Here is a 25,951-nt window from a genome sequence, read left to right on the forward strand (position 1 = left end):
CGTATGACCCGGACTCCGACCGGCTGCGGGTGGCCCGCCCCCGCCTGCCTAGTTTCCGGCATTGACCCGGCGCGGGCGCGGCGCGTACACTTCCCGGCATGAACGCGGCGAACAACAACGTGAATGATGATCCCTGCTAGGGGACGTCACGCCGCATACCGCGCCCCCGACCCCACCACGGAGTCGGGGGCTTCTTCATGAACAAGGAGACGCACCGCATGACCACCGAAGCCACCCCCGAACAGCCCGCCCAGCAACGCCTGCCCCGCACCCTCACCCGCGACCTGAACCACCACGACGGCCAGACCGTGCGCCTGCAGGGCTTCGTGCATGCCCGCCGCGACCTGGGCGGCGTGCAGTTCGTGGTGCTGCGCGACGTGAGCGGCGTCACGCAGTGCGTCGGCAAGGGCCTGAACCTGCCGCTCGCGGAGAGCAGCGTGGAGGTCACGGGCACCGTCAAGGCGCACCCCAAGGCGCCCGGCGGGTTCGAGGTGCAGATCAGTGAGTTCCGCGTGATCAGCGCCGCCGTGGAGGCCAGCCCGGTCGAGATTCCCAAGATGGAATGGAACGTCAACCCGGAAACCATGCTCGACTACCGCGTGGTGACCGTGCGCGGCCTGAAGGAACGCGCCGCGCTGAAGGTGCAGGCCGAACTGGTCGCCGCGTTCCGGGATCACCTGATGACCGAGGGCTTCACCGAGATCAGCACGCCCAAGATCGTCTCGGCCGGCGCGGAGGGCGGCGCGAACCTGTTCCCTATCGACTACTTCGGACAAGGCGCGTACCTCGCGCAGAGCCCGCAGCTGTACAAGCAGATCATGGTCGGCGTGTTCGAGCGCGTGTTCGAGGTCGCGCCCGTGTACCGCGCCGAGGAGCACGCCACCAGCCGTCACCTGAACGAGTACCTGAGCCTGGACGTCGAGATGGGCTTCATCGAGGACGAGGAAGACGTCATGAGCCTGGAGAACCGCCTGCTGGCGAGCATCATGACCCGCCTGAAAGCCACCTCGCAGGCCGAGTTCGACCTGCTGGGCGCCACCATTCCCGACGTGCCCGCGCACATTCCGCGTATCAGCCTGTTCGATGCCCGCGCCCTCGTCACCGAGAAGTACGGGCATCAGGTGGGCGGCAAGGACCTCGACCCGGAAGCCGAGCGTCTGCTGTGCCAGCACTACGCGGAAACGGAGGGCAGCGACTTCGTGTTCGTCACCAAGTACCCCCGCGCCGCCCGACCGTTCTACGCGCACCCGGACAGCAACGCCGACGGCAGCCTCAGCAGCGAGATCACGCGCGGCTTCGACCTGCTGTTCCGCGGCATCGAGATCACCTCGGGCGGCCAGCGCATCCACGACCACGCCATGCTGATGGACTCCATCGCCGCGTACAAACTCAACCCCGAGTCGCTTTCGGGCTACACCGAGGTCTTCAAGTACGGCATGCCCCCCCACGGCGGCTTCGCCATCGGCGCCGAACGCCTCACCGCCAAACTGCTGGGCATCAGCAACGTCCGCTACGCCCGCGCCTTCCCCCGCGACCGCCACCGGCTGACGCCCTGAGGGGCGTGGGTGATGGCCGATGGTCGACGGCCGATAGCTGATGGTCGATGGCTGATAGGCAGGCTCGCCCCGTGACGGGTGGGCCTGTTTTCGGTTGCGGGCGGGTGTACGCTGGAACCGTCCCCATCCAGCCCCCCCGGCCCCGGAGGAACCACCATGCGCGCACCTGCCGTCCGACCCGCCCTGATCCTGAGCGCCGCGCTGCTGGGCTGCGCCGGCACGCACGCCCTGGCCGCCTGCGACCCCGCCGGGTTCATGCCGCCCGGCACCCGCACGTACCGCCTGACCACGCAGGGCCAGAGCAGCACCTTCACGTCCCGCGCCCAGGTGAAGGGCAACACCGTGACCGTCCAGACCACCACGGGCGGCCAGACGACCAGCAGCACCTGGACCTGCACGGGCAGGGGCATGACCGCCACCATCGGCGCCGGTAAGGGCGACCTGCGGCTGGAGGCCGGATTCTACCCGCCCACCTCTGCCTGGAAGGTCGGGTACGCCTGGACCAGCGACGGGAAGGTGCAGGCCAGCGGCGGCATGAACATGCAGAGCCGCACCCGCAGCCGCATTGCCGCGCAGGAGAAGGTCACCACGCCCGCCGGGACGTTCACTGCGCTGCGCGTCGAGACGACGACCACCACCACCATGACCCCGCCCGCCGGGGCTGACCTGCCGCCCGGCATGGACCTGAACAAACTGATGGGTGGCGACACCCGCAGCACCGCGTGGTACGTGCGTGGCGTCGGTCTGGTCAAGCAGACCATTCCGTCCGCGCAGTTCAGCATGGTCCTGACGAAGTACACCCGCTGACCCTGGCCGGCCCCGCCGCGACTGGGCTACCATTCCCGGCATGACCGACCCCACCCGAGGCAGCAACGAACAGGCCCTGAACGAGGAATTCGCGCAGTTCAGCGTGGACGGGCAGCGACTGTACGGCCTGCTGCACCGCCCCACCGGAGACGCGCCCGCGCAGGGCTGGCCCAGCGTGGTCATCCTGCACGGCTTCACCGGCAACCGTGGCGGCGACCACCGCCTGCTGCCGCTGCTGTCCCGTTTCCTTGCGGCGCGCGGCGTGGCCAGCCTGCGCTTCGACTTCCGGGGCAGCGGCGAGAGCCACGGCGATTTCAGCGAGATGACCGTCACCCGCGAGGTGCAGGACACCCAGGCCGCCTTCGAGTACCTGCGCCGTCAGAGCGGCATCGACCCGGAACGCACCATGCTGCTGGGCTTCAGCATGGGCGGGCTGGTCGCTGCACTCAGCGCGCCCCTGGTCCGCCCGCACCGCCTCGCCCTGTGGGCACCTGCCCTGCCGGAACTGTGGCTGCCGTTCCTGCGGGGCGGGTTCCTGCCCGCCACCGTCACCGATTACAACGGCTGGCCGCTGGGCCGCGAGTTCCTTCAGGAAATGACCCGCCTGCGCCCCCTGGAGGCGGCCGCCGCGTGGCAGGGCGAGGCCCGCGTCTTCCACGGCGACGCCGACCAGACCTGCCCCCCCGAATTCGGCGTGCGCTACGCCCAGGCGCTGCGCTGCGAGGCCGTCGCCATTCCCGGCGCGGGCCACACCTTCGACTCGCTCGAACAGGTGGACCTGCTGTACCGCGAGACGGCGCGCTTCCTCACCGGGGGGTGAAGGGGAAGTGGGGAGCGGTGCGCGGGAAGTCGGGGCTGTTCCCGCCCACATCCCACTCCCCAGTTACCCGTCCGAGCGGGCGACCCAGATGGTGTGCCACGCGCCCCGGCCCTCGCGGGCGCGGGCGCGGCGCACCTCGGTGTGATACCCGGCCCTTTCCAGCGCGGCCGTGAAGCGCGGCACGGCCTCCACGCTCCAGACGGCCAGCAGCCCGCCGGGCGTCAGGGCGGCGCGGATGGCGGCCAGACCGCGCGGCGAGTACAGCCAGTCGTTGCCATGCTGGGTCATGCCTTCCGGGCCGTTGTCCACGTCCAGCAGGATCGCGTCGAAGGTCCGCCGCGAGGCGCGGATCAGGTCGGCCACGTCGCCCACGTGCACGCGGGTGCGCGGGTCGGTCAGCGGGTACCCGGCGGCCTGCCCGAGCGGGCCCCGGTTCCAGTCCACGACGGCGCCCACGAGTTCCGCGACGGTGACGGTCGCGTCCGGCCCGGCGCTGCGCAGCGCGGCGGCGAGCGTGAAGCCCATGCCCAGCCCTCCCACCAGGACGTGCGCGGCGGCGCGGCCCGCCACCTGCGGCACGGCGTACTCGGCCAGCGCCTCCTCGCTGGCGTGCTGGCGGCTGTTCATGAGTTCGCTCACATACCCGCTGATGCGGATGCTGAACTCGTTCTCCCGCTGCCACAGTTCCAGCTGATCGGAACTGCCGGGAATGGGCGCGGCGCCCAGCGGCACCCAGGCTTTCAAGCGCGCACCGGGCGGGGGGAGGCTGGGCAGGAGGGAAGGTGGGCGTGCGGCATCCGGCCAGTGTACCTGCCTGCCCCGCCTACAGCCCGATCAGGGCGCCCAGCGCGGCCGCGCCGATCACGACCAGCGCCGGGTTCACGCGCGTGCGGGTCAGCAGCGCGAACGCGGCGGCAGCGATGACGGCGCCCGCCACGTTCTGCACGCTGCCGCGCGCCAGGACCAGCACCCCGGCCAGCAGCACGCCCCCCCCGAACGGCAGCAGGGCGCTGCGGATGGTGGGCAGCCACTTCCAGCCCAGCAGGCGCCTCCAGGCGAGGGCGGCGGCGGCGCTCAGCAGCGCGGTGGGGCCGTAGAAGCCCAGCGTGGCGGCGGCCGCTCCGGCCCACCCGCCCGCCGCGAAGCCGTAGTGGGTCATGGCGAGCATGTTCGGTCCGGGCATGACCTGCCCCAGCGCGAACCCGCTGGCGAGCGTCCCTGGCGTGATCCACTGCCGCTGCCCGACCAGCACCCGTTCGATCTCGGCCAGGTTCGCCCCGCCGAAACTGATCAGCCCCAGCCTCGTGAAGGTCAGCAGGATATCCAGCCAGTTCGCCCCGGCGTCCGTCACGGCTGCTCCTGCGGGCGGGGGCGGTGCAGGATCAGGCCCGCGCCCACCACGACCCCCAGCACCGGCAGCAGGTCCAGGCGCAGCAGGCCGATCCCGGCGAAGGTCGCCAGCGCCAGTGGCCACCCGCCGCGCAGGCCACCCACGACCCGCAGGACCGGCAGGGCCGCCGTGAGCATGACCGCCAGGGCCGCACACGCCGCGCCGCGCAGCGCACTCTGAAGCGGTGCGGGCAGCCCGCCGGGCAGGCCCAGCGTGACGACCGTGACGGCCAGCATGGCGATCAGTCCGGGCGTCAGGACACCCACGACCGCCCAGAGCGCGCCGGGCCAGCCGCGCAGGCGCGCGCCGATCATGGCGGCCAGATTCACGGCGTTCGGGCCGGGCGTCAGTTGCGCCAGCGTGTACGATTCCGCGAAGTCCAGTTCGGTCATCCAGGCGCGGCCCAGCACGGCGCGGCGCATGTGGGCGGGCAGGCCCCCGCCGATGCCCACCATCGCCACGCCCGCGAACACCCGCAGCAGGTCCGCGTGCGTGGGCGTGACCGGAACCGGCGCCGGTGGGTGGTGGGGTGCGTCCTCCGGCGGGGCGGGCGGCGGGGCGGTGGGAGCACTCATCTGAACTCCGGTTGAACAGCATCCAACCCGGGCAGAGCGAGCAGGAGAGAAGCGGATTCCGGGCGCGGAGTTGGCACCCCGGTGCCGTGCCGGGGTGTGAACGCAACAGACGGAATCCGTTCCATGGCCCGAGGCTACTCCCGGCCCCGCCGCTCGGGCGTGACTGTCGGGGGAACACCCGTGCACGCAACGCACGCAATCCCACCCACCCGCGCGGCCCGGCCCAGCACTACGCCAACTGGCTGATTCCGTCCGTATGAATTCGCCCGTGGCGTATCCTGCGAGGCACGATGACCACCTCACCCCCGGACGCCGCCGTGCACGTTCGCGACCTGCGCAAGGCCTACGCCGTCCACGAGAAGGAACCCGGCTTCATGGGCAGCCTGCGCTCGTTCGTGAGCCGCAAGACCCGGCAGGTCGAGGCGGTGCGCGGCGTGAGTTTCGACCTGCACCCCGGCGAGGTCGTGGGGTTCCTCGGGCCGAACGGGGCGGGGAAGACCACCACACTCAAGATGCTCTCGGGCCTGCTGCACCCGTCGGGCGGCGAGGCGCGCGTGGCGGGCTTCGAGCCCCGGCGGCGCGAGGCGGCGTTCCTGCGGCAGATCACGCTGGTCATGGGGCAGAAGCAGCAGCTGATCTGGGACCTCCCGGCGCTGGATTCCTTTCTGGTCAATCAGGCGATCTACGAGATCCCGGACGACCAGTACCGCGCGACCATGCGTGAATTCACGGATGTGCTGGGCCTGGACGGCATCCTGAAGAAGCAGGTGCGCAAGCTGTCGCTGGGCGAACGCATGAAGTGCGAACTGGCCGCCGCGCTGCTGCACCGACCCAGGGTGCTGTTCCTGGACGAACCGACCATCGGACTGGACGTGAACATGCAGGAAAGCGTGCGGGCGTTCGTGCGCGACTACAACGAGCGGTACGACGCGACCGTGATCCTCACGAGTCACTACATGGCGGACGTGACCGCCCTGGCCCGCCGCATCCTGGTGATCGACCAGGGCGCACTGGTGTTCGACGGCGACCTGGGCAGCCTCGCCGGGCAGGCCGGGGCGGGGAAGACCATCCGGTTGCAACTGCGGTCCCCCGTGACCGCTCAGGTGCTCGCCGGGTACGGGCAGGACGTGAGTGTGGACGGCCTGAGCGCCCAGCTGAGCGTGCCGCGCGCCGAGGTCAGCGAACGCGCCGCGCGGCTGCTGGCCGACCTGGACGTGGCCGACCTGACCGTCGAGGACCCCAGTATCGAGGCGATCATGGCTGACCTGTTCGGGCACCGCACGCCCCCCGCGCCCGCACTGGAGACCGTGTGAGCCGCCCCGGCCCCCTGAACACCGCGCGGGTGCTGTTCGCCACGCATTTCGCGGAGATGGCCGAGTACCGCGCCGAGGTCGTCATCTGGATGCTGTCCGGCACGCTGTCGCTGGTCATGATGCTGGTCTGGATGGCGCAGGCGCAGGCCGCGCCCGGCGGGCAGATTCGCGGCTACGACGCCGCCGGGTTCGCCACGTACTTCCTGAGCACCTGGCTGGTGTCGCAACTGCTGGTCGTGTGGGTCGCGTGGGAACTGGATTTCGAGATCCGGCAGGGCACCCTGTCCCCGAAACTGCTGCGCCCGCTGGACCCGATGTGGACGCATTACGCGTCGCACGTCGCCGAGCGGCTGGTCAGGATCGTGCCCATGCTGGTGCTCGTCACGGCGTTCGCGCTGCTGTCCGGCGCGCGTTTCACGACCGAGTGGTGGGCGTACCCGGCCGCGCTGGGCCTCGCGGCACTGGGCTTCACGGCGCGCTTCCTGTACGAGTACGCCATCGGCCTGCTGGCCTTCTGGACCGAGAGCAGCACCAGCTTCCAGGAACTCGCGTGGCTGGTGTACGCCGCGCTGGGCGGCATGTTCGCCCCGCTGGACTTCTACCCCGCCTGGGTGCAGAACGTGGCCGTCTGGACGCCGTTCCCGTACATGCTGGGCCTCCCCGCGCAACTCCTGGCGGGCAAGGCCGGACCCGACGACGCCCTGCGCGGCGCGCTCGTCATGCTGGGCTGGCTGGTCGTGTTCTGGTTCCTGCGACTGGCCGTCTGGCGAGCTGGCCTCAAAAAGTACGGCGCGGTGGGAGCATGAGGGTCGATGGTGAACGGTTGATGGTTGACAGAGGCTGGTGCGCTCTTCCATCAACCATCGACCATCAACATTCAACCCGCATCACGCCCAGGTGTGCCGCGTGACGCGCTACCTGCGGCTGCTGCGGATCTTCACGGGCGCGACCCTGTCGGCGCAGCTGGAGTACCGCGCGAACTTCGTGGGGGCGCTGCTGGCCAGTCTGGGCGAGGTGGGCGTGGCGCTGCTGGGCCTGGGGATCGTGTTCGGGCAGCCCGGCATTACCAGCGTGGGAGGCTGGTCGTTCCGGGAGGCGCTGCTGGTCACGGGGTTCTTCATGCTGACCGAGGGCGTGATCAGCGTGTTCATCCAGCCGAACATGAGCAAGATCGCGGACGCCATCCGCACCGGCAGCATGGACTTCACGCTGCTCAAACCCATCGACGCGCAGTTCGGGGTGAGTACCCGGCACCTGAACGTGCTGCGCGCGCCCGACCTGCTGATCGGGCTGGGCCTGATCGCCTACGCCGCGTCGGGCCTGAGCGTCACGGCGGGCGGGGTGCTGGGCGCGGCGCTGCTGTACGCCTCGGCGGTCGTGATCGTGTACTGCATCTGGTTGGCGCTGAGCACCACGGCGTTCTGGTTCGTGAAGACGCAGAACGTCGCGGAACTGTTCAACGGCGTGTTCGGCGCGGCCCGCTTCCCGGTGTCGGCCTTCCCGCTGCCCGTGCGGGCGTTCCTGACGTTCGTGGTGCCGGTGGCGTTCATCACGACCGTGCCCGCGCAGGCCATGACCGGCGAACTGGCCTGGAGCGTGGCGCTGGCGTCGCCGGTCGTGGCGGCCGCGCTGTTCGTGGTGACCCGCCTGTTCTGGCTGCGCGCGGTCGGCAGTTACACCAGCGCGAGCAGCTGATGCCCACAGGTCCGGGCGCCGGAGAGGCCCCAGGCTGGGAGGCCCCCACCTGGCAGACACTGGGCCTGAGCCGCCCGCGCGCCCTGCCCCTGACCGGCGCGGCCCGCGAGCGGCTGGCGCACCTGACCGAACTGCGCGACATCGACTCGCCCGCCGCAGCCGACCGCGCCGGGGCCGAGTACGCCGGGGAACGCTGGCTGGCGCCGGACCTGCTGGGCGTGCGCCCCTGGCTGCCGCCGGGCACGCCGCGCCGCGAGGTGCCGGGCGCCGTCCTGAACGGCGAGTGGACCGGCTTTCTGGCGCTGCTGGGAGAGTACGGCCCCTGGGTGTACGCCGCCGACGTGCGGGCCTTGCAGGAACTCTCGGGTGCGTACGCCGCGCTGGTGCAGGCCGCGCAGACTGCCCCCGAGGACGTGGCGCTGCACGCCGCCGCGCGCTCGCTGGCCGACGCGCCACACCACACGCTGCTGATCCGGCTGGAAGCCACGCCGTACCGCCGCCCCGAACGTCCCGCGCGGTGGTGGCCCGCGCGCTGGTGGTCGTGGGGGCGACCCGGAAGGCAACCTCCCGCCGACGCCGCCACGCTGGTCGAACTGGAACGCGCCTTCTGGACGCTGGTGGCCGCGCACGCCCAGGACCGCCGCGCCGCCTGGGTCGCCCGCCGCTAGGGTGCCCCGGTCTGGGGTGCTCCGGTCGGGGGTGGGCATCCTCGCCGGGGACTTTAAGCGTGCGTTCACGTCCCTGCCGGATTGTCGGTTGCGGCCGACTGTGCCCCCCGCCGCCGCATTACATTCTCCGCATATGACTCCCGGCGCTACCGATCAGACCCCCATCCTGCTGCAACCCCTGACCCTGCGTGACATGAAGCTGCGTAACCGCGTGGTCGTGTCTCCCATGTGCATGTACTCCGCCGACGGCGGCCTCGCCAACGACTTTCACCTGGTGCACCTGGGGCAGTACGCGCTGGGCGGCGCGGGCCTGATCATCACCGAGGCGGCCGCCGTGAGTCCCGAGGGCCGCATCAGCCCCGAGGACCTGGGCCTGTGGGAGGACCGGCACATCACGCCGCTGGGCCGCATCACGGACTTCGTGCACGAGCACGGCGGGCAGATCGGCATTCAACTGGCGCACGCCGGACGCAAGGCCAGCACCTACGCGCCCTGGCGCGGACGGGGCGCGGTGCCCGAGGAACGCGGCGGCTGGCAGGTCATCGGCCCGGCCGACGAGCCGTTCAGCGACACCTTCCCCACGCCCCGCGCCATGACCGAGGACGACATTCATCGCGTCACCGACGCCTTCGCGCAGGCCGCGCGCCGCGCCGAGATCGCCGGATTCGACACGGTCGAGATCCACGCCGCGCACGGCTACCTGCTGCACCAGTTCCTGTCGCCCCTGGCGAACACCCGCACCGACGGGTACGGCGGCAGTTTCGAGAACCGCACCCGCCTGCTGCTGGAAGTCACGCGCGCCGTGCGCCGCGTGTGGCCCATGCACAAGCCCCTGCTGGTCCGCCTGAGCGCCACCGACTGGGCCGACGGCGGCTGGGACGAAAGTCAGACGGCCGTGCTGTGCGGCCTGCTGGCCAACGAGGGTGTGGACGCCGTGGACATCAGCAGCGGCGGCCTGACGACCGCGCAGCAGATCACCGTGCAGCCCGCCTATCAGGTGCCGTTCGCCGCGCAGGTCCGGGCCGCCGCGCCGCACCTGAAGGTCATCACGGTCGGCATGATCGACACCCCGGAACGCGCCGAGGAAATCCTGCGTAACGGCGACGCGGACCTGATCGCCCTGGCCCGCCCACTGCTGGGCGACCCCCACTGGGCCGAGGCGGCCGCCCAGCGCCTCGGCGCCGAACGCGACCTGATCCCGCAGTACGCCCGGGGCACCCGCACCACCTGACCGGCGTTCCGGTCCTGCCCTGCGTTACAGGAACGCCGGAACGGAATCCGTGAACTGCCCGTCGAGCAGGTGCAGCGTGCGGTCCGCGAAGGCGGCGAGGCGGTCGTCGTGCGTGACGAGCAGCACGCCCGCCCGTTCCTGCCGCGCGAGACCCACGAGCAGTTCGGCCACGGCGTGCGCGTTGCTCCGGTCGAGACTGCCCGTGGGTTCGTCCGCCAGGACCACGGCAGGCCGGGCGGCCAGGGCGCGTGCCACCGCCACCCGCTGGCGTTCCCCGCCGCTCAGGACGCCGGGCAGGCTGTCCTCGCGGCCACCCAGACCCACGCGGGCCAGCAGGTCGCGGGCGCGGGCCTCGTCGCGCGTCCCGGCCAGCCTGGACGGGATCAGCACGTTGTCCAGCACGTTCAGGTCTTCCAGCAGGTAGTGATGCTGGAAGACCAGTCCGATCCGCCCGGCGCGGCGCGTGGCGCGCACCTGCGTGTCCAGCGTGTCGACCCGCTCCCCGGCCCACCAGACCTCGCCGCTCTGCGGGACATCCAGGCCGCCCAGCAGGTGCAGCAGCGTGCTCTTGCCGCTGCCGGATGGGCCGGTCACGGCGACCACCTCGCCCGGCATGACCCGCAGCGACACGCCACTCAGGGCCGTCAGGGTGCCGTACGTCTGGCGCAGGTCGCGGGCTTCCAGGGCGGCGCCCTGCGTGTGGGCGGTGTCTGCGGGTGGCTGAGTCGTCACGCGCGCATGCTAGAGCACGCGCCGGTGAACGGGTGTGCGGCGCGGCCTGCGGTGGGCGGCGCAGACTGTATTTCGGTCGTTTGTCAAGCTAGGATGCGCCTTATGGCTCGGATGGACGATCTCAGACACTCTCCGCTTTTTCATGACGTCCCCCTGGAGGCCCTCCAGGAGGCGATGCAGGTCATCACCGAACGCCGCTACTACCCCGGTCAGGTCATCCTGGAACAGGACGCCGAGGGCGAGGCGCTGCACCTGATCACCAGCGGCGTCGTGCGCGTCTCACGCATCAGCCTGGGCAGCCGCGAGCGCGTCATGGGTGACGTGTACGCGCCGGGCGTGATCGGCGAGACGGCCGTGCTGGGCGGCGGTGAACGCAGCGCCACCGTCCGCGCCCAGACGGACGTCACGACCCTGATGCTGTACCGCTCGCACTTCAAGCAGATTCTCAAACGGCACCCGCAGGTCCTGTGGAACCTGAGTGCCATGCTGGTGCAGCGCGTCACGTTCCTGAACGACGAACTGATCGCCTTCGGCCTGAACACCGAATCCGCCCTCAGTCACGTGTTCACCAGCCTGTACCGGCAGCGCGTGCAGGCGGGCGTACCCGACCCGCAGGTGCTGCCGCTGTCCACGCAGGACATCATGGCCCGCATCTCCAGCAGCCGCGAGACCGTGTCGCGCGTCATGCGCAAACTCGACGGGGCGGGCCTGCTGACGTACACCAGCGCGCAGGTGACCCTGATCGACCCGGACGGCCTGGAGAACATCGCGCTGGACGACAGCGACAGCCCCGACTGAGGCGCCATCCGGCGGGCCACCCGGGGGCTGCCCTCCGGTGGGTTGCCCGCCGGGTGTCTGCCCGCTGTGTGTCTGCCCAATGGATGTCTGCCCAATGGAGGTCTGCACTATGCTGCGCGCATGAAACTGGCACGCATGATGCACGGCAATCAGGCCCGCTGGGGCGAACTGGACGGCGACACGCTGCACCTGACGGGCGGCATGGGCGGCCCCCGCACGGGCGAGCAGGTCCCGCTGGACCGCGCGGCGCTGCTGGCCCCGGCGGAACCCAGCAAGATCGTCTGCGTGGGCCGCAACTACCTGGATCACATCCGCGAACTGGGCAACGACACCGGCGACCTGCCCAGTGAACCCGGCATCTTCCTGAAAGGCCCGAACGCCCTGGCGGAACCCGGCGGGACCGTGCAGCGCCCCGACTGGACGCAGAACTTTCACTTCGAGGGCGAACTGGCACTGGTGATCGGCACGCAGGCCCGCCACCTGACCCCGGAGAATGCGCTGTCGCACGTGGCCGGGTACACCTGCGGGCTGGACCTGACCGCCCGCGACCTGCAGAAGACGGACCTGCAATGGTTCCGCGCGAAGGCCGCCGACCGCTTCTGCCCGCTGGGACCGTGGCTGGAAACGGACCTCGACCCGCGCGACCTGCGCGTGCAGACCCGCGTGAACGGCGAGACCCGCCAGGACGGCCGCACCAGTCAGATGATCTTCCCGGTCGTGGATATCCTGGTGTACCTGACCCGCTTCGTGACCCTGGAACCCGGCGACGTGGTCCTGACCGGCACGCCCGAGGGTGTCGGGGCGCTGCAACCGGGTGACGTGGTCGAGGTCGAGGTGCAGGGGATTGGCGTGCTGAGCACCCCCATCGGCTGATACGGACTGCCGTCTGTTTCGCCCTCCACCCGGAAGGGCGCCGGGTTGCCGATTCCACGTCCGGCAGTCTGCGCTGCTGCCACGTGTGCCTGCCCGGCTGGCAGGGTCCCGGCTGGAACGGTCACTGCAAACCATTACATCGGCGTGCGTATCAATCCAGCGCGGGCAGCGGGGCCGGACGGCCGAACAGGAATCCCTGCAGGAACGTGCAGCGCACCTCGCGCAGCAGCGCCGCCTGCAGGGGCGTCTCGACCCCCTCGGCGACGGTCAGGACCTCCATCGCCCCGGCCAGGGTCACGATCGCGCGGATGACTTCCAGGGCGCGCGTGCCGGCCGGCCCTTCACGCCCCAGGTCCCGCGTGAACGAACGGTCGATCTTCAGGATCTGCACGGGCAGGCTCGACATGGCCCCCAGGCTGCTGTACCCGGTCCCGAAGTCATCCAGCGCCAGCCGCACGCCCAGGCTCCGCAGGTCGTTCAGGACCGCTCCGGCCCGCTCGGCGTTCAGCAGGGAACTCTCGGTGATCTCTAGGACCAGCAGGTCCGGGTCCACGCCGGTTTCCTCCAGCACGGCGCGCACCTGCTCGGCGTAGCCGGGCTGCTCGAACTCGCGGGCACTGACGTTCACGCTGACCCGCCCGATCCGGCGGGTGTGGGCGTCCAGCGCCGCCTGCCGCAGCACGAACGCGCCGATGTTCAGGATCTGCCCGGTCGCCTCGGCCAGCGGAATGAACTCGGCGGGGCTGACCATCCCGCCGGGCCGGTTCCAGCGGACCAGCGCCTCGTGCCCGATCAAGCGGTGATCACTGGCCGTCACGACCGGCTGGTAGTACACCTGCAACTCGCCTCGTTCGATGGCGTGGTGCAGCGCCGCCGTCTTCTCGATGTCGTGCGGGTTGCGGCGGTCGTGCGCCACGTTGAAGTACGCGTAACTGTACCCGGCCTGCTTGGCGCGGTTCATGGCGGCGTCCGCCTGACTCAGCAGGCGTTCCGGGTCGCGGCTGTCCTCGGGGTAGATGCTCAGACCGGCACTCCAGTTCATCCAGAGTTCCTGCCCGGCCACCATGAACGGCCGCCGCAGGGCGTCCTCGATGCGGCGCAGCACCACGTCGGTGTCCTGGGCGCTGCGCACGTCGTTCAGGACGATCGTGAACTCGTCGCTGCCCATGCGGGCCACGAGGTCCCCGGTCGACACGCACCCCTGGAGCCGCTGCGCGACCTCCTGCAGCAGCGCGTCCCCGGCGGCGTGCCCCAGCGAATCGTTGATCAGCTTGAAGCCGTTCAGGTCCAGCAGGCACAGCGTCACCCGTTCCGAACGCTGGGAGGCGCGGCGCATGGCGTGCGTCAGGTGCTGCCGGAAGTGCGTGCGGTTGGGCAGCCCGGTCAGCGGGTCGTTCAGCGCGAGGCGGTCCAGTTCGTGCACGGTGCGGCGCAGCGCGATCTCGTCCATGACCAGCGCCGCGAACTCCTGCAGGGCTAGCACGTCGTCGGCGCTGAACGTGCCGGGCTGCGTGTCGAGCAGGCACAGGGTGCCCAGCTTGAACCCTTCGGGCGTGATCAGCGGCGCGCCCGCGTAGAAGCGCACGTTCAGGCTGCCCGTCACGGTCTCGAAGTCACGTACGCGCGGGTCGGCGGTCGCGTCCGGAATGACCAGCACCCCGGACTGCTCGATCGCCAGCGAGCAGATCGAGTGGTTGTCGCGGGGCGTTTCGCTCACGTCGCAACCGACCCGCGCCTTGAACCACTGCCGTTCCCGGTCCACCAGCGAGATCAGCGCCGTGGGTTTCCCGAAGTGCCGCGCGACCAACCGCACGATCCGGTCGAACTGCGCTTCCGGGGCCGAGTCCAGCAGGCCCGTCTCGTACAGCGCGCGGAGGCGTCCGCCCTCGTCTCCGACAAGGTCGAAGCTGGGAGGAACGGCTGCGGTGGAACGTGCCAACAACATGCTTCGCAGCGTAATGGCAAGGTCGTCACACAATTCTGATTCAGGATTCTTTAAGGCCGCCCGCCCACCGCGCGGCCGCGCAGGAACGCCGTGCAGCACGCGCGAAAACGGGTGCACCCGCCCCGGCAGACGCGGGGGCGGGTGCAGATTGACCATTGACCGGGCTGGCCGGACCGCTGCGATGAACGACCTGTCCAGACGACCCGCCCGGCTCCCACTCGCATCCGCTCGGACTGAACCTTATACGGATTCCGTTTGTTTCGTTAACAACCCGGGAGGACACCGGGTTGTCAACTCCACGTCCGGAACCCGCCCGGCTCCTACTCGCTCTGCTGCGCAGCTCTACGAGTCTGCTCGGACCCAGCGGCTTATAAAGCCATTCAATCGGAGTCCGTATTACTTGAGCAGGTTGCGGCTGATCACGACGCGCTGAATCTCGTTGGTGCCCTCGTAGATCATGTTCAGTTTCACGTCGCGCAGCAGTTTCTCGACCGGGTACTCGCCGACGTAGCCGTACCCGCCGTGCACCTGAATGCCCTCGTTGGCGGCGTTGAAGGCCATTTCGCTGCAGTACGCCTTGGCGATGGCGCTCTCGAAGCCGTGGGGTTGCCCGGCGTCCACCAGCCACGCGGCCTTCTGGTACATCAGGCGGCCCGTCTCGATGCCGATGGCCATCTCGGCCAGCTTGAACTGGATGGCCTGCAACTCCGCGATGGGTTTGCTGAACGCCGTGCGGTCCTTGGCGTACTTGATGCTCTCTTCCATGGCGCGCCGCGCGATGCCGACCGAACCGGCCGCGACCGGAATGCGGGTCTTGTCCAGGGTCTTCATGGCGATCTTGAAGCCGTCGCCCAGGCCGCCCAGCTGGTTCTCCCTGGGCACGCGGACGTTCTCGAACACCAGTTCGCTGGTCAGGCTGGCGCGCTGGCCCATCTTGTGCTTGATCTTGTTGTAACTGAAGCCCGGCGCGTCCTTGGGAACGACCAGCGCGACGGTCGCGCGGTGCCCGCCCTGGCGGTCGGTGGTGGCGAACACGACCGTGAACTCGGCCAGTCCGCCGTTGCTGATCCACATCTTGGTGCCGTTGATGACCCACTCGTCGCCGTCGAGGACGGCGGTGGTGTGCATGCTGGCGGCGTCCGAGCCGTTGTTCGGTTCGCTCAGCGCGAAGGCGGCCAGTCCGGCCTTCTCGGTCAGGGGCGTCAGGAAGCGTTTCTGCTGCTCCTCGGTCCCGCCGATCAGGACCGGCGCGATGCCCAGTTCGCTGGCCATCAGGACGGTGTAGATGCCCATGCAGCCGTACGCGAGTTCCTCGCCGATCAGGCACTCGTCGAACATGCCCAGGCCCAGGCCGCCGGCGTGCTCGGGAATGCTGGGGTTCAGCAGGCCGACCTCGAAGGCCTTCTCGACGACCTGCCAGGGCAGTTCTTCCTTCTGGTCGTACTCGGAGGCGATCGGGATGATCTCCTTGCGCGTGAAGTCACGGGCAAGTTGTTGCAGCTGGCGTTGTTCGTCGTTCAGGGTGAAATCCATTGCGTTCCTCCAGGGGGTGCCGCGTGGCGCGGCCCGTGCGGGTGTGCGGGTCGCCGCGCGGCGTGTTCACAGCGTGAACAGTTCAGGGTTTGTACTCAGTCCAATCTATCAGTCCGGGCGGGCGCGCGCATCCCCCCTGGCCCCCCATCCCGGACTGTTCACAGGCCCATCACTGCCCGATCACGGCCCGGTCATGGCCCACCCCGTACAACTGCACCCAGGGCACCCCAACCCACGCACACGCACCGTCACCCCGTCCGGACGCCCCGACCCGCCGCGCGCCCAAGGAGGCCCGCCATGCCCACCGTCCCGCAGCCCGATGACCCCCAGCCCGGCGACCTCCAGCCCGGCGCTGCACCGCCCGGCGACGATCCGCAGCGCTGCGTCACGCACACTACCCGCCTGACCGTCACCGACGACGAGACCTTCGGGCCGGGCGAACACGCCCGCCTGATCCGCCGGGGCACCGTGATCCTGGGGCCACAGCAGCCCACCCTGACGGACCTGACGACCGGCAGGTGCGGCGGCGACACCCGCGTGGACGTGCGCGTCACGTACGCCCGCGCGCCCCGCCGGGCCGTGACCGTCAGCGTGCAGGTCCGGCTGTTCGAGACGCACCACCCGGACCGGCCCGCGCCCGCCGCGGAGGTCAGCGTCAGCGGCCGCGTTCCGGACGGCCAGACCCGCACCCTGACCGCCCGCGTCCGCGCCGCCTGCCTGAGCGTCACGGTCAGCAATCTGTCCCTGAATCCCGCCGATCCCGCCGGTACCCTCGAAGCGAAAGCGCAGGCGCTCGGCGCGGCCTTCACCGGGGCGCCCACCGGTCCCTGCGAGGCCGTCCGTGGCGGCCACCGACGCCGGTACGAACGCTGCGACCTGTACTTCTCGCCCGCCACGGGCGCACACGAGGTTCACGGCGACATCCGCCGCAAGTACGACGCGCGCGGCGGTCCCGACAGTGACCTCGCCCTGCCCGTCACGGACCAGACCCCCACCCAGGACGGCCAGGGGCACTTCAATCACTTTCAGGGGAACGGCAGCGTGTACTGGCACCCCCGCACCGGCCCGATGGTCATCGGCGGCCCGACCCGCGCGCTCTGGGCGGCCAGCGGCTGGGAACGCGGCCCGTACGGCTACCCCACCAGCGACCCGCTCGGCAGTGATGCCCCCGCGAGCGGCCCAGGCGAGCGGTTCAGTGACTTCCAGAACGGCGTGCTGTTTCTGGCGGGCGGCGCCCCCCTGACCCCCGCCACGGCCACCCTGAACGCCGGGCGGCTCGTGCACGCCTTCGAGCGGGCGCTGCGCCGCCGGGCCGGGGCGCAGCGCATGCAGATCACGGCTGTCACCTGCACCGGCGTGAGCGACACCGCCCCGGACTTCAGCCGCAGCGGCAACCGCACCGTCACCTTCCGCGTCACGGGCGAGCAGCGCAGCGGGGACTGGGCCATCCCGGAACCCACCTTCGAACTGACCGTTCCCGTGCAGTTCGCCGCGACCCCGCCGCCCGACGCGCGCCGCGCCGTCACCCTGATCGCCCGGCAGGCCGGAGTGATCGGCCTGCATACCGCCCCTCACCCCGGTGCCCCTCATGCCGGTGCCGCTCACCCTGACCCGGAAGGTCACGTCCGCGCGCTGCACGACCTGACCGACCTGTTCCGCGCGCCCGTCCGGCTGGCCGTCATTCCCGCGCAGGCTGGCCTGCTGAGCGTCAAGGTGCTGCCCGGCGGCGACCTGAGGCTGTACTTCCGACCCGATGAACGCGGCCGCGCCGCCGCCACGCTCGCCCGGCGCACCCTGGACCAGCTGGACCTCTGGCCCGCCTCCCCCTGATTTTGTTTCGCCGACAATCCAGAACTTCACCGGACGGTCAGTTCCACGTCCGGCAGCCCATTCAATCGGAGTCCGTATCAGCCCTGGAAGGGGAGGGTGCCGGGCGCGCTGGCCTCGCCGCGCAGCCACGCGACCACGGCCCGGCGGGCCTCCGGACGGAAGCCGTAGGTCAGCAGGGCGGGGGCGTCCACGTCCAGCGCCGCGTACGGGTTGTACAGCGCGAGGTGCAGGTCCGGACGGGTGCCCCGCAGCGCCGCGTGCCGGTGGCGGGAGGTGGTCGCCAGGATCAGCGGTGTGTTCCCGGCGTGCAGGGCGTTCCAGTCGAGTTCGGCCGGGTCGTCGAAGGCGATCAGGTCCACCGTGTACACCTCGCCCAGGTCGGCGGCGAGGGTGGCGGCGTCCACGCTGGCCTCGCTGACGTTCTCACGCGGCGCGCGCCGCTGCGCGACCAGCCGCACCGCCGAACCGGGAGGCGGGGCCACCGGGGCGCGGTACGCGGTCAGCGCCTGCGCCCACGCCCGCGCGAACACGGGGGCGTCCGCCTGCGGGTCCAGGGTCGGGTCGGCCTGCGCCGGGTACGTGCGGGCCAGCGCGGCGAGGCGCTCGGCACTCGCCTGCCCCTCGGCCGGGTCCAGTCGCCCGTCGGCCAGTGCCTGCGCGATGGCGTCCAGGGTCGCCTCCTGCGCCTCGCGGCGGCCCAGCGCCATGACCAGATCCGCGCCTGCGGCCAGCGCCAGCACGCCCGCCTCGCCGCGCCCGTAGTGATCGTCGATGGCTTTCATGCCCATGGAGTCCGTGACGATCACGCCGCCGTACCCCCACTCCTGGCGGAGCAGCCCGGTCAGGGCCGCGCGGGACAGCGTGGCGGGCGCACCTGCGTCCAGCGCGGGGAACACCACGTGCGCCGTCATGACCGCCGGAGTCACGGGCAGCAGGTCACGGAACGGCGCGAACTCCAGTCGGTCCAGGTCCTGGCGGGAACGGGTGACGCTGGGCAGCGCGTAATGACTGTCCAGCGCGGTGTCCCCGTGCCCCGGGAAGTGCTTCACGCACGCCGCCACACCCGCCTCATGGTGCCCCGACAGCGCCGCCCGCCCGTGCCGGGTCACGCGCCCGGTGTCGGCCCCGAAGGCCCGGTCGCCGATCACCGGGTTGGCCGGGTTCACGTTCACGTCCAGCACCGGCGCGAAATTCCAGTTGATGCCCACGCGCCGCAGTTGCCGCGCCAGCCCCCCGCTGACCTGCCCGGTCAGGGCCACATCGTCCGCGGCGCCCAGCGCCATCGCGGACGGCGCGAACGGCCAGAAGTCGGGCCGCACGATCGCACCCCCCTCGTGATCCAGCGCGATCAGGGCGCCTTCGCCCATCAGGGCGCGCAGGTCCGCGCACAGCCGCGTCAGTTGCGCCTCGTCCACCACGTTCTTCCCGAACAGGCACACGCTGCGCACGCCGTACCGGCGCAGGTGCGCGGCCGTGTCGGCGTCCAGTTCCGGTCCCGGAATGTCCACCATGACCAGCTGCCCGGCCATGAGCGGGCCTGTCTGGCCTGCCGGGGCAGGGGAGGCGGGCTGTCGAGGGGAGGTCCGGGCCGGGTCAGCTTGAGTGGTCACGCGCCCAGCGTACGGCAGGCACGCCCCGGAGCGCCGCGCAGGTGGTCAGGACCGGCCCACTGGCAGCTGCCCGGCTGGCTACACTGGCGCGCATGAATAGCCCTTTTCCAGGCGGCGCTCCGTTCCCACTGCCCGGGCGTCTGGCCGCCCTGCGCGGCGCGCTGATCGTGAGCGTGCAGGCCGACGACGGCAGCCCGCTGCGCGAGGTCACGCACATCGTCGCCCTGAGCCGCGCGGCGCTGCTGGGCGGCGCGGCGGCCCTGCGCCTGCGCTCGCCCGGCGACATCCGCGCCGTGCGGGCCGTGACGGACGTGCCGGTCATCGGCCTGACCAAGCAGGCGCAGCCGGACTCGCCGGTGTACATCACCGCCACGCCCGCCGAGGTGACCGCCGTGGCGCAGGCGGGGGCGGACGTGGTCGCCTTCGACGGCACCGACCTGCCCCGCCCGCACCCGGTCGCTGCGCTGGTCGCGGCGGCCCACGCGGCAGGCGCGCTCGCCATGGCGGACATCAGCACCCTGGACGAGGCCCGCGCGGCCTACGCGGCGGGCGCGGACATCGTGGGCACCACCATGAGCGGGTACACGCCCCACAGCCCGCAGCAGCCGGGGCCGGACTTCGCCCTGATGCGCGCCCTGCACGCCGGGGGCCTGCCGTTCATCGCGGAAGGCCGCCTGAACAGCCCCGAGCTGGCCGCACAGGCGCTGGCGACCGGCGCGCACGCGGTCGTGGTGGGCAGCGCCATCACCCGCCCGGACCACGTGACCCGCTGGTTCGCGGCCGCCCTGCGCGGCCCGTGATCCGGACTCCGATTGACTGGTCTGCTTAACCGGTTCAATCCGAGCGGACGCGAGTGGGACCCCGTATGAGAGCGGCCCGGTCAGGTTCTCAGGCAGGGGCGCGCGTAAACCGCTACATTCGGCGCACATCCTTCTCAGATGCATTCTTCTCAGGTGCAGCTCCGCGTGATTTCCGCGTGCCGTCCACTGCCTTTCCCACACTGCCCTCCCGACCCAGTCCCACCCGGTCCAGCCCCGTTTCAGGAGTCCACATGAAGAAGTTCCTCGTGACCGCCGCCCTGCTCGCCACCGCCACGGCCAGCGCCCAGAAAACCCAGCTGGAATTCTGGACCATCAGCCTCGCCCCGCTGTTCAACGACGAGATGAACCGTCTGGTCACGCAGTTCGAGAAGGAAAACCCTACCGTGGACCTCAAGTGGGTCGACGTGCCCGCCACCGCCATCGAGCAGAAACTGCTGGCCGCCGTCGCCGCCGGACGCCCCCCGGCCGCCGTGAACCTCAGCAGCGACATGAGCGTCAAACTGGTCCAGCAGGGCGCGCTGGAACCCCTGACCCTGACCGACGCGCAGAAGAAACTGTACTTTCCCAGCCCCCTGAGCACCTTCACCTTCGACGGCAAGGTCATGGGCGTCCCGTGGTACTGGTCCCCGAAAGTCGTGGCGTACAACACCGAGATCTTCCGCAAGGCCGGACTGGACCCCGCCAACCCGCCCCGCACCATCCAGACCCTGATCGCCGCCGCCAAGCAGATCAAGGACCGGACCGGCCTGTACGGGTTCATGCCGAACATCAACGGCATCAACATGCTGTACCTGTTCCAGGAAGCCGGGCTGCCCGTGCTGGACAAGAGCGGCAGCCGGGCCGTGTTCAACAGCCCCGAACACGTGCAACTCCTGACCACCTACGTGGACCTGTACAAGAAGGGCTACATTCCCGAGGACACCATGCGCCGTGGCTTCACGGCCGCCACGGAACTGTACTCGGCCGGGAAGCTCGCCATGCTGATCACCGGCCCGCAGTTCATCCTGCGCGTCGAGAACGACAACAAGGACATCTACGGCGTCACGAAGGTCGCGCCGTACCCCATCAACATCGCCGGGAACGTCATCCACACCGGCCTGATGGGCTTCATGGTGCCCAAAGGCGTCAAGGACAGGGCGCTGGCGCAGAAGCTCGCGCTGTTCCTCACGAACGACGCCAACCAGTTGCAGTTCAGCCGCGTCACCAAGACCACCTTCCCCAGCACCGTGAAGGCCAGCACCGACAAGTTCTTCAAGCAGGGCGGCGCGGACGCCGTCAGTCAGGGCCGCCTCGTGGCGTCCACCGAACTGAAGAAAGCCAAGGACCTGACCCTGATCTACCCGGACGCCAGCAAACTGAACAAGGTCTTCAAGGACAACATCGAATCTGCCATGGCCGGGCAGAAAACGCCCAAACAGGCGCTCGACGACATCGTGAAAGCCTGGAACGCCAGCCTGTAAACGGCGCGCGGGAAACGGGAGGCGGCGCGCGGTCAGGGTGCGCCCGCCTCCCGCTCCTTTCCCGCCCCGGTCGTTCCTGCCGTTTCCACGACCGGAACCCGTTCCGCTCCCACTCGCATCCGCTCGGATTGAACGGTTTTGCGAACCATTCAATCGGAATCCGTATGAGGTCCGAATATGAAACCCAACCGCTCTTTCGTGGCGCTGCTCGCAGCGCTGAGTGCAGGTTCGTCCGTTCCGGCGGGCGCCGTTCCGGTCACGGTCACGCCCGCCCCGGCGGCGAGGCTGGTCACCCCGTTTCCCGGCGTGGTGCCGCAGCCGCGCGCGACGCAGTTCCCGCCCGGCACACTCCCGCTGGCCGGGCTGGGCGTGCGCGTGGTGGGAGGCGACCCGGAGCTGGCCTGGGCGGCGCGTGACCTGCGCGCCGAGTGGCAGACCCGGCTGGGCGCTTCCCTTCCCGACGCGGCGGCAACTGGCGTATCCATCACGGTGGGCACGCTGGCCGACCCGGACCTCGCGGCCCGCGCGCAGAAGGCCGGTCTGCTGACCCGCGACCCGGAAGGCTACGCGCTGTGGGTGGACGCCGGCGGCGCGTTCGTGGTCGGCGCGGACCCGCGCGGCGCGTACCTGGGCGCGCAGACGTTGCGGCAACTGCTGACCCCGGACGGCCTGCGCTTTGCCCGGATCACGGACGCCCCGGCCCTGCGGCAGCGGATCGCCATGATCTACCTCGACAGCGCCAGCCAGGGCGTGAACGACCGCCTGATCCCCATGCTGGCCGCCCTGAAGTTCAACGCGGTGCTGGTCATGAGTGACTACGTGCAGTGGGACACCGCCCGCGCCGGGGGGTTCGCGCACCCTGGCGGCGCGACCAGGGCCGAGGCGCGGCGCGTGGCGGACCTGGCCCGCAGCCACGGCCTGGAGGTCATTCCGCTGATCGAGACGCTCGGGCACGTCGGGTGGATGTTCTACGGAGGCAAGAACCTGGACCTGCGCCAGGACCCGGACAGTCAGAACCCGTACGCCTACGACACCCTGAACCCCGCCACGTACGACCGCGTGATCCTGCCCATCCTGAAAGAGGCGGTCGAGGTGTTCCGCCCGAAGGTGATTCACCTGGGACACGACGAGGTCCGCAGCCGCGACCGCTTCCCTGCGCGGGAGAACGGCCGGGCCGTGGGCTTCGAGAACCTGTTCGTGGACGACGTTCTGAAACTGCACGGGTACCTGAAATCCATGAACGTGGGCAGCATGATCTGGCACGACACGGCCTTCTCGGACTCGGTGGTGGGCAGCGTCCCGGCCCGGCTGCCGCGTGACCTTCAGGTGGCGTACTGGGCGTACGCGCCGGGCACGACGTTCCCGGCCCTGAAGACCGTGCGGGACGCCGGATTCCCGGTGCTGGGGGCCAGCTGGAGCGACCCCGGCAACGCCGAGGGCTTCGCGCGGGCAGCGGCGCAGGGGGGCGCGTCGGGCATGATCCAGACCCGCTGGACCGGGTACTTCGGGAATCCCAGCGTGTGGGACGGGAACGCCGAGCAGGGCGTGGCGTTCGTGCGCGCCGCCAGCGCCTTCTGGAACCCGGCCGCGCCGCCCCTGACGGACGCGGCGGCCCGCTACCGCGACCTGTACCAGCCCGGCCCGTACCGCGCGCAGGCGGGCGCGACCGTGAACCTGCGGCCCCTGGTGACCCGCGCCCTGGCCGACGACGACGGCAACGGCTGGATCGGCAAGGGGTCCGACATCGACCTGCGGAATCTGCGGCCCGGCGTGCAGCGGCTCGGCGAGTACACCTTCGATGTCAGCGGGGCCGTGATGCTGCGCGGCAGCCGCGCCAGCGTGAAGGGCCTGCCGCAGCAGGCGGTGATCGACCTGAACCGCCGGGCCACGGGGCTGGTGTTCCTGCACACGACCGGCTGGCCCGCCGCGACCCCCCGCGAGCGGGTCGGGCAGTACGACATCGAGTACGCGGACGGCACCCGCCAGACGCTGCCGCTGGAGTACGGACGTCACCTGCGCGCCTGGACGGACCTGCAACCCACGTCCATGATTCCCGCGCCCGCCTGGACCGGAAAGACGGGGGACGGGCTGGACGTGAACCTGACCGCGCTGGAATGGATCAACCCCCGGCCGGACACCGTGATCCGCCGGGTCACGCTGGTCAGCGAGGGCGGGAACGCCAACCCGGCGCTGCTGGGGCTGACGCTGCTGGGGGCACCCTGACCCGGAGTCCGTATGCGCCGCTGCCGGGCTGTCCAGGCACGCTGTTCAGGCGGGCTGTCCGGTCAGACTGGACTGGCCTGCGGCGGAATCCAGCGGGCGTGCGCCGGGGTGCCTGACCACCGCCCGGCCACCGGGCTGCCCGGCGCGGGCGCCTGCTGCATGAGATTTCCGGGCCAGCCCTCACGCTCACGGCGCCTCGTGAAGCCCCGACACGACATCGCAAATGTAATGTAGTATTGCGTACGGATCACGCAAATGATTCTTGACTCACCCTCTGATGCCCACTAGCCTGAGCACACGCTCGATCTGTATCAGCCTGCCTTCATGAACGTCACACGGCCCACACGCCGCGTCACCGCCATGAACGCTCCCGGAGGTTCCATGAAGAAACTGCTCCTGACCGCCCTGCTCTCCACCCTGAGCGCCGCTTCCGCCACCACCCTGGTCTTCGGTGGCAACGGCGAACCCGTCAGCCTGGAATCCGGCAACATCACCGACGGCATCAGCATCCTCGTCCAGCGTCAGATCTACGACACCCTGGTCGACTTCAAGCCCGGCAGCACCGACCTGGCCCCCGGCCTCGCCACCAGCTGGAAACCCAACGCGAACAACACCTCCTGGACGTTCACGCTGCGCAAGAACGTTCGCTTCCACGACGGCACCCCCATGAACGCCGACGCCGTGATCTTCAACCTGGGCCGCTGGTGGGACAAGAGCCACCCCTACGGCTTCCGCGACCAGGGCCGCACCTTCGAGATCATGGGCGAACTGCTCGGCGGCTACAAGGGCGACGCCACCGCCGTCATCAAGAACATCGTCAAGGTCAACGACACCACCGTCCGCGTCGACCTGAACAAACCCAGCTCCGTGCTGCCCAACGTGCTGGCCGCCGGGTACTTCGGCATCGCCAGCCCCACCGCCATCAAGAAAGAAGGCGCGAAGTACGGCACGCCCGCCAGCAAGCCCGTCGGCACCGGCCCCTTCATCTTCCAGAGCTGGCGCACCGGGGACCGCGTGACCCTGCTGCCCAACAAACTGTACTGGGGCAGCAAGGCCAAGGTCGACCAGCTGATCATCCGTTCCATCAAGGACGCCAGCCAGCGCCTGAACGAACTGAAGGCCGGCACCATCGACTTCGCCAACGACCTGACCCCCGACAGCCTCAAGAGCGTGCAGGCCGACAAGAACCTCGTGGCCGTCAAGCGCCCCAGCTTCAACGTGGGCTTCGTCAGCATGAACAACCGCAACCAGTACCTGAAGAACGAGAAGGTCCGTCAGGCGATCAGCATGGCCATCAACAAGAAAGCCATCGTGGACGCCTTCTGGAACGGCCTGGGCGTCAGCAACGCCAGCTTCGTGCCGCCTGTCCTGGAATGGGCGAACAGCTCCAAGGTCCCGGCTGATTACAAGTTCGACCCGGCCGCCGCCAAGAAGATGCTCGCCGACGCCGGCTACGCCAACGGCTTCTCCATCGACCTGTGGTACATGCCCGTCAGCCGCCCGTACTTCCCCACGCCCAAACCCATCGCGGAAGCCATCGCCGCCGACCTGAGCGCCATCGGCGTCAAGGTCAACCTGAAAACCGAGGACTGGGCCAAGTACCTCGAGGACCGCAACAAGGAACCCGGCTTCGACATGTACATGATCGGCTGGACTGGCGACTACGGCGACCCCGACAACTTCTACGGCGCGTACTACGGCAGCAACGCCAGCGACGACATCAACTGGAACCCCGCGAACGTCGAAACCCTGCTCCAGCAGGGCCGCGCCGCCGCCACCCAGGACGCCAAGGCCAAGATCTACGGTCAGCTGCACGAACTGACCTACAACGCCGCGTACCGCGTGCCCATCGTGCACAGCCAGCCGCTGGCCGCCGCGCGCAGCTACGTCAAGGGCTGGACGCCCAGCCCCCTGGGCAGCGAACCCTTCAACACCATCACCGTCACCGGCAAGAAGTAACGCCGCACGCCCTGAATTCCTGAGCCCGACCCTGCGGAGCAGCCCCGCCCACTACCGGGAGGAGGCTGCTCCGCCCTTGCCGCTCCCACCCATGTCGGGCATCGTCCCACCG

The 25,951-nt window shown here is 70.2% G+C and carries 22 protein-coding genes; 15 read left to right on the forward strand and 7 right to left on the reverse strand.

All coding sequences use genetic code 11. From position 1 onward, the window contains the following. Positions 1-218: 218 nt before the first annotated feature. The 3 genes from aspS (at position 219) to IEY70_RS05075 (ending at position 3,183) form a co-directional block, all read left to right on the forward strand. Complete coding sequence (gene aspS, locus IEY70_RS05065) at positions 219-1,556, forward strand: aspartate--tRNA(Asn) ligase (protein ID WP_189063973.1); 1,338 nt, start codon at positions 219-221, stop codon at positions 1,554-1,556. A 156-nt stretch (positions 1,557-1,712) separates the two neighbouring features. Further along, positions 1,713-2,363, forward strand: a complete 651-nt coding sequence (locus IEY70_RS05070; protein ID WP_189063908.1) for a hypothetical protein — start codon at positions 1,713-1,715, stop codon at positions 2,361-2,363. Between the two features lie 40 nt (positions 2,364-2,403). Then, positions 2,404-3,183, forward strand: coding sequence for an alpha/beta hydrolase family protein (locus IEY70_RS05075; protein WP_189063909.1), 780 nt, complete (start codon positions 2,404-2,406; stop codon positions 3,181-3,183). A 63-nt stretch (positions 3,184-3,246) separates the two neighbouring features. On the opposite strand, the gene IEY70_RS05080 is transcribed toward IEY70_RS05075, so the two are convergent. The 3 genes from IEY70_RS05080 to IEY70_RS05090 all read right to left on the reverse strand — a co-directional run bounded on the left by IEY70_RS05080 (position 3,247) and on the right by IEY70_RS05090 (position 5,148). Further along, positions 3,247-3,927 (reverse strand): spermidine synthase, encoded by a 681-nt coding sequence (locus IEY70_RS05080; protein ID WP_189063910.1) that lies wholly within the window; start codon positions 3,925-3,927, stop codon positions 3,247-3,249. A gap of 79 nt (positions 3,928-4,006) precedes the next feature. Further along, the gene (locus IEY70_RS05085; protein WP_189063911.1) at positions 4,007-4,534 is read right to left on the reverse strand and encodes a chromate transporter; all 528 of its coding nucleotides are present in this window, start codon (positions 4,532-4,534) and stop codon (positions 4,007-4,009) included. Next, entirely contained in the window at positions 4,531-5,148 is a 618-nt protein-coding gene (locus tag IEY70_RS05090; RefSeq protein ID WP_189063912.1) for a chromate transporter, read from the reverse strand. Before IEY70_RS05090 ends, IEY70_RS05085 begins: the two co-directional genes overlap by 4 nt. Before the next feature lie 290 nt (positions 5,149-5,438). On the opposite strand from IEY70_RS05090, the gene IEY70_RS05095 reads away from it, so the two are divergent. The 5 genes from IEY70_RS05095 to IEY70_RS05115 all read left to right on the forward strand — a co-directional run bounded on the left by IEY70_RS05095 (position 5,439) and on the right by IEY70_RS05115 (position 10,055). After that, positions 5,439-6,461, forward strand: a complete 1,023-nt coding sequence (locus tag IEY70_RS05095; RefSeq protein WP_189063913.1) for an ABC transporter ATP-binding protein — start codon at positions 5,439-5,441, stop codon at positions 6,459-6,461. 56 nt (positions 6,462-6,517) lie between these two features. Next, positions 6,518-7,267 (forward strand): ABC transporter permease, encoded by a 750-nt coding sequence (locus IEY70_RS05100; RefSeq protein ID WP_189063974.1) that lies wholly within the window; start codon positions 6,518-6,520, stop codon positions 7,265-7,267. A 100-nt stretch (positions 7,268-7,367) separates the two neighbouring features. After that, entirely contained in the window at positions 7,368-8,156 is a 789-nt protein-coding gene (locus IEY70_RS05105) for an ABC transporter permease (protein WP_189063914.1), read from the forward strand. Continuing rightward, complete coding sequence (locus IEY70_RS05110) at positions 8,156-8,824, forward strand: hypothetical protein (RefSeq protein ID WP_189063915.1); 669 nt, start codon at positions 8,156-8,158, stop codon at positions 8,822-8,824. Before IEY70_RS05105 ends, IEY70_RS05110 begins: the two co-directional genes overlap by 1 nt. Positions 8,825-8,957: 133 nt before the next feature. Continuing rightward, positions 8,958-10,055 (forward strand): NADH:flavin oxidoreductase/NADH oxidase, encoded by a 1,098-nt coding sequence (locus tag IEY70_RS05115; protein WP_189063916.1) that lies wholly within the window; start codon positions 8,958-8,960, stop codon positions 10,053-10,055. Positions 10,056-10,079: 24 nt separating this feature from the next. On the opposite strand, the gene IEY70_RS05120 is transcribed toward IEY70_RS05115, so the two are convergent. Next, entirely contained in the window at positions 10,080-10,787 is a 708-nt protein-coding gene (locus tag IEY70_RS05120; RefSeq protein ID WP_189063917.1) for an ABC transporter ATP-binding protein, read from the reverse strand. A 174-nt stretch (positions 10,788-10,961) separates the two neighbouring features. Between IEY70_RS05120 and IEY70_RS05125 the strand changes: the two genes are divergently transcribed. Together IEY70_RS05125 and IEY70_RS05130 are read left to right on the forward strand one after the other, a co-directional pair. Continuing rightward, a complete protein-coding gene (locus IEY70_RS05125) occupies positions 10,962-11,585 on the forward strand; it encodes a Crp/Fnr family transcriptional regulator (RefSeq protein WP_229777645.1) in 624 nt (207 codons plus the stop codon). A gap of 120 nt (positions 11,586-11,705) precedes the next feature. Next, positions 11,706-12,458, forward strand: a complete 753-nt coding sequence (locus tag IEY70_RS05130) for a fumarylacetoacetate hydrolase family protein (protein ID WP_189063919.1) — start codon at positions 11,706-11,708, stop codon at positions 12,456-12,458. Positions 12,459-12,609: 151 nt separating this feature from the next. On the opposite strand, the gene IEY70_RS05135 is transcribed toward IEY70_RS05130, so the two are convergent. Both IEY70_RS05135 and IEY70_RS05140 read right to left on the reverse strand, forming a co-directional pair. Beyond that, positions 12,610-14,403: a putative bifunctional diguanylate cyclase/phosphodiesterase gene (locus tag IEY70_RS05135; protein WP_189063920.1), complete on the reverse strand. Its 1,794-nt coding sequence runs from the start codon at positions 14,401-14,403 to the stop codon at positions 12,610-12,612. Between the two features lie 396 nt (positions 14,404-14,799). Beyond that, on the reverse strand, positions 14,800-15,936 hold the full coding sequence (locus IEY70_RS05140) for an acyl-CoA dehydrogenase family protein (protein ID WP_189063921.1): 1,137 nt from the start codon (positions 15,934-15,936) through the stop codon (positions 14,800-14,802). 297 nt (positions 15,937-16,233) lie between these two features. Between IEY70_RS05140 and IEY70_RS05145 the strand changes: the two genes are divergently transcribed. Beyond that, the gene (locus IEY70_RS05145; protein ID WP_189063922.1) at positions 16,234-17,766 is read left to right on the forward strand and encodes an LGFP repeat-containing protein; all 1,533 of its coding nucleotides are present in this window, start codon (positions 16,234-16,236) and stop codon (positions 17,764-17,766) included. A 77-nt stretch (positions 17,767-17,843) separates the two neighbouring features. Here the strand turns inward: IEY70_RS05145 and IEY70_RS05150 are convergent, their stop codons facing one another. After that, entirely contained in the window at positions 17,844-19,277 is a 1,434-nt protein-coding gene (locus IEY70_RS05150) for a glycoside hydrolase family 3 N-terminal domain-containing protein (RefSeq protein WP_189063975.1), read from the reverse strand. Between the two features lie 191 nt (positions 19,278-19,468). Between IEY70_RS05150 and IEY70_RS05155 the strand changes: the two genes are divergently transcribed. The 4 genes from IEY70_RS05155 (at position 19,469) to IEY70_RS05170 (ending at position 25,839) form a co-directional block, all read left to right on the forward strand. Further along, a complete protein-coding gene (locus IEY70_RS05155) occupies positions 19,469-20,176 on the forward strand; it encodes an N-acetylmannosamine-6-phosphate 2-epimerase (protein WP_189063923.1) in 708 nt (235 codons plus the stop codon). Between the two features lie 251 nt (positions 20,177-20,427). Further along, positions 20,428-21,657: an ABC transporter substrate-binding protein gene (locus tag IEY70_RS05160; RefSeq protein WP_189063924.1), complete on the forward strand. Its 1,230-nt coding sequence runs from the start codon at positions 20,428-20,430 to the stop codon at positions 21,655-21,657. 177 nt (positions 21,658-21,834) lie between these two features. Beyond that, positions 21,835-23,880, forward strand: coding sequence for a glycoside hydrolase family 20 zincin-like fold domain-containing protein (locus tag IEY70_RS05165; protein ID WP_189063925.1), 2,046 nt, complete (start codon positions 21,835-21,837; stop codon positions 23,878-23,880). A 381-nt stretch (positions 23,881-24,261) separates the two neighbouring features. Beyond that, entirely contained in the window at positions 24,262-25,839 is a 1,578-nt protein-coding gene (locus tag IEY70_RS05170) for an ABC transporter substrate-binding protein (protein WP_189063926.1), read from the forward strand. The last annotated feature ends 112 nt before the right edge of the window (positions 25,840-25,951 follow it).

Source organism: Deinococcus seoulensis, assembly GCF_014648115.1.
GTDB lineage: Bacteria > Deinococcota > Deinococci > Deinococcales > Deinococcaceae > Deinococcus > Deinococcus seoulensis.

Excerpts from the sequence above, each read along its gene's own strand:
- IEY70_RS05145 (WP_189063922.1), top strand. The coding sequence starts at position 16,234 with ATGCCCACCGTCCCGCAGCCCGATGACCCCCAGCCCGGCGACCTCCAG.
- IEY70_RS05140 (WP_189063921.1), bottom strand. The coding sequence starts at position 15,936 with ATGGATTTCACCCTGAACGACGAACAACGCCAGCTGCAACAACTTGCC.
- IEY70_RS05125 (WP_229777645.1), top strand. The coding sequence starts at position 10,962 with ATGCAGGTCATCACCGAACGCCGCTACTACCCCGGTCAGGTCATCCTG.
- IEY70_RS05090 (WP_189063912.1), bottom strand. The coding sequence starts at position 5,148 with ATGAGTGCTCCCACCGCCCCGCCGCCCGCCCCGCCGGAGGACGCACCC.
- IEY70_RS05100 (WP_189063974.1), top strand. The coding sequence starts at position 6,518 with ATGGCCGAGTACCGCGCCGAGGTCGTCATCTGGATGCTGTCCGGCACG.
- IEY70_RS05130 (WP_189063919.1), top strand. The coding sequence starts at position 11,706 with ATGAAACTGGCACGCATGATGCACGGCAATCAGGCCCGCTGGGGCGAA.
- IEY70_RS05070 (WP_189063908.1), top strand. The coding sequence starts at position 1,713 with ATGCGCGCACCTGCCGTCCGACCCGCCCTGATCCTGAGCGCCGCGCTG.
- IEY70_RS05165 (WP_189063925.1), top strand. The coding sequence starts at position 21,835 with ATGAAACCCAACCGCTCTTTCGTGGCGCTGCTCGCAGCGCTGAGTGCA.
- IEY70_RS05135 (WP_189063920.1), bottom strand. The coding sequence starts at position 14,403 with ATGTTGTTGGCACGTTCCACCGCAGCCGTTCCTCCCAGCTTCGACCTT.
- IEY70_RS05075 (WP_189063909.1), top strand. The coding sequence starts at position 2,404 with ATGACCGACCCCACCCGAGGCAGCAACGAACAGGCCCTGAACGAGGAA.
- IEY70_RS05115 (WP_189063916.1), top strand. The coding sequence starts at position 8,958 with ATGACTCCCGGCGCTACCGATCAGACCCCCATCCTGCTGCAACCCCTG.
- IEY70_RS05155 (WP_189063923.1), top strand. The coding sequence starts at position 19,469 with ATGAATAGCCCTTTTCCAGGCGGCGCTCCGTTCCCACTGCCCGGGCGT.
- IEY70_RS05160 (WP_189063924.1), top strand. The coding sequence starts at position 20,428 with ATGAAGAAGTTCCTCGTGACCGCCGCCCTGCTCGCCACCGCCACGGCC.
- IEY70_RS05095 (WP_189063913.1), top strand. The coding sequence starts at position 5,439 with ATGACCACCTCACCCCCGGACGCCGCCGTGCACGTTCGCGACCTGCGC.
- IEY70_RS05150 (WP_189063975.1), bottom strand. The coding sequence starts at position 19,277 with ATGGTGGACATTCCGGGACCGGAACTGGACGCCGACACGGCCGCGCAC.
- IEY70_RS05170 (WP_189063926.1), top strand. The coding sequence starts at position 24,262 with ATGAAGAAACTGCTCCTGACCGCCCTGCTCTCCACCCTGAGCGCCGCT.
- aspS (WP_189063973.1), top strand. The coding sequence starts at position 219 with ATGACCACCGAAGCCACCCCCGAACAGCCCGCCCAGCAACGCCTGCCC.
- IEY70_RS05110 (WP_189063915.1), top strand. The coding sequence starts at position 8,156 with ATGCCCACAGGTCCGGGCGCCGGAGAGGCCCCAGGCTGGGAGGCCCCC.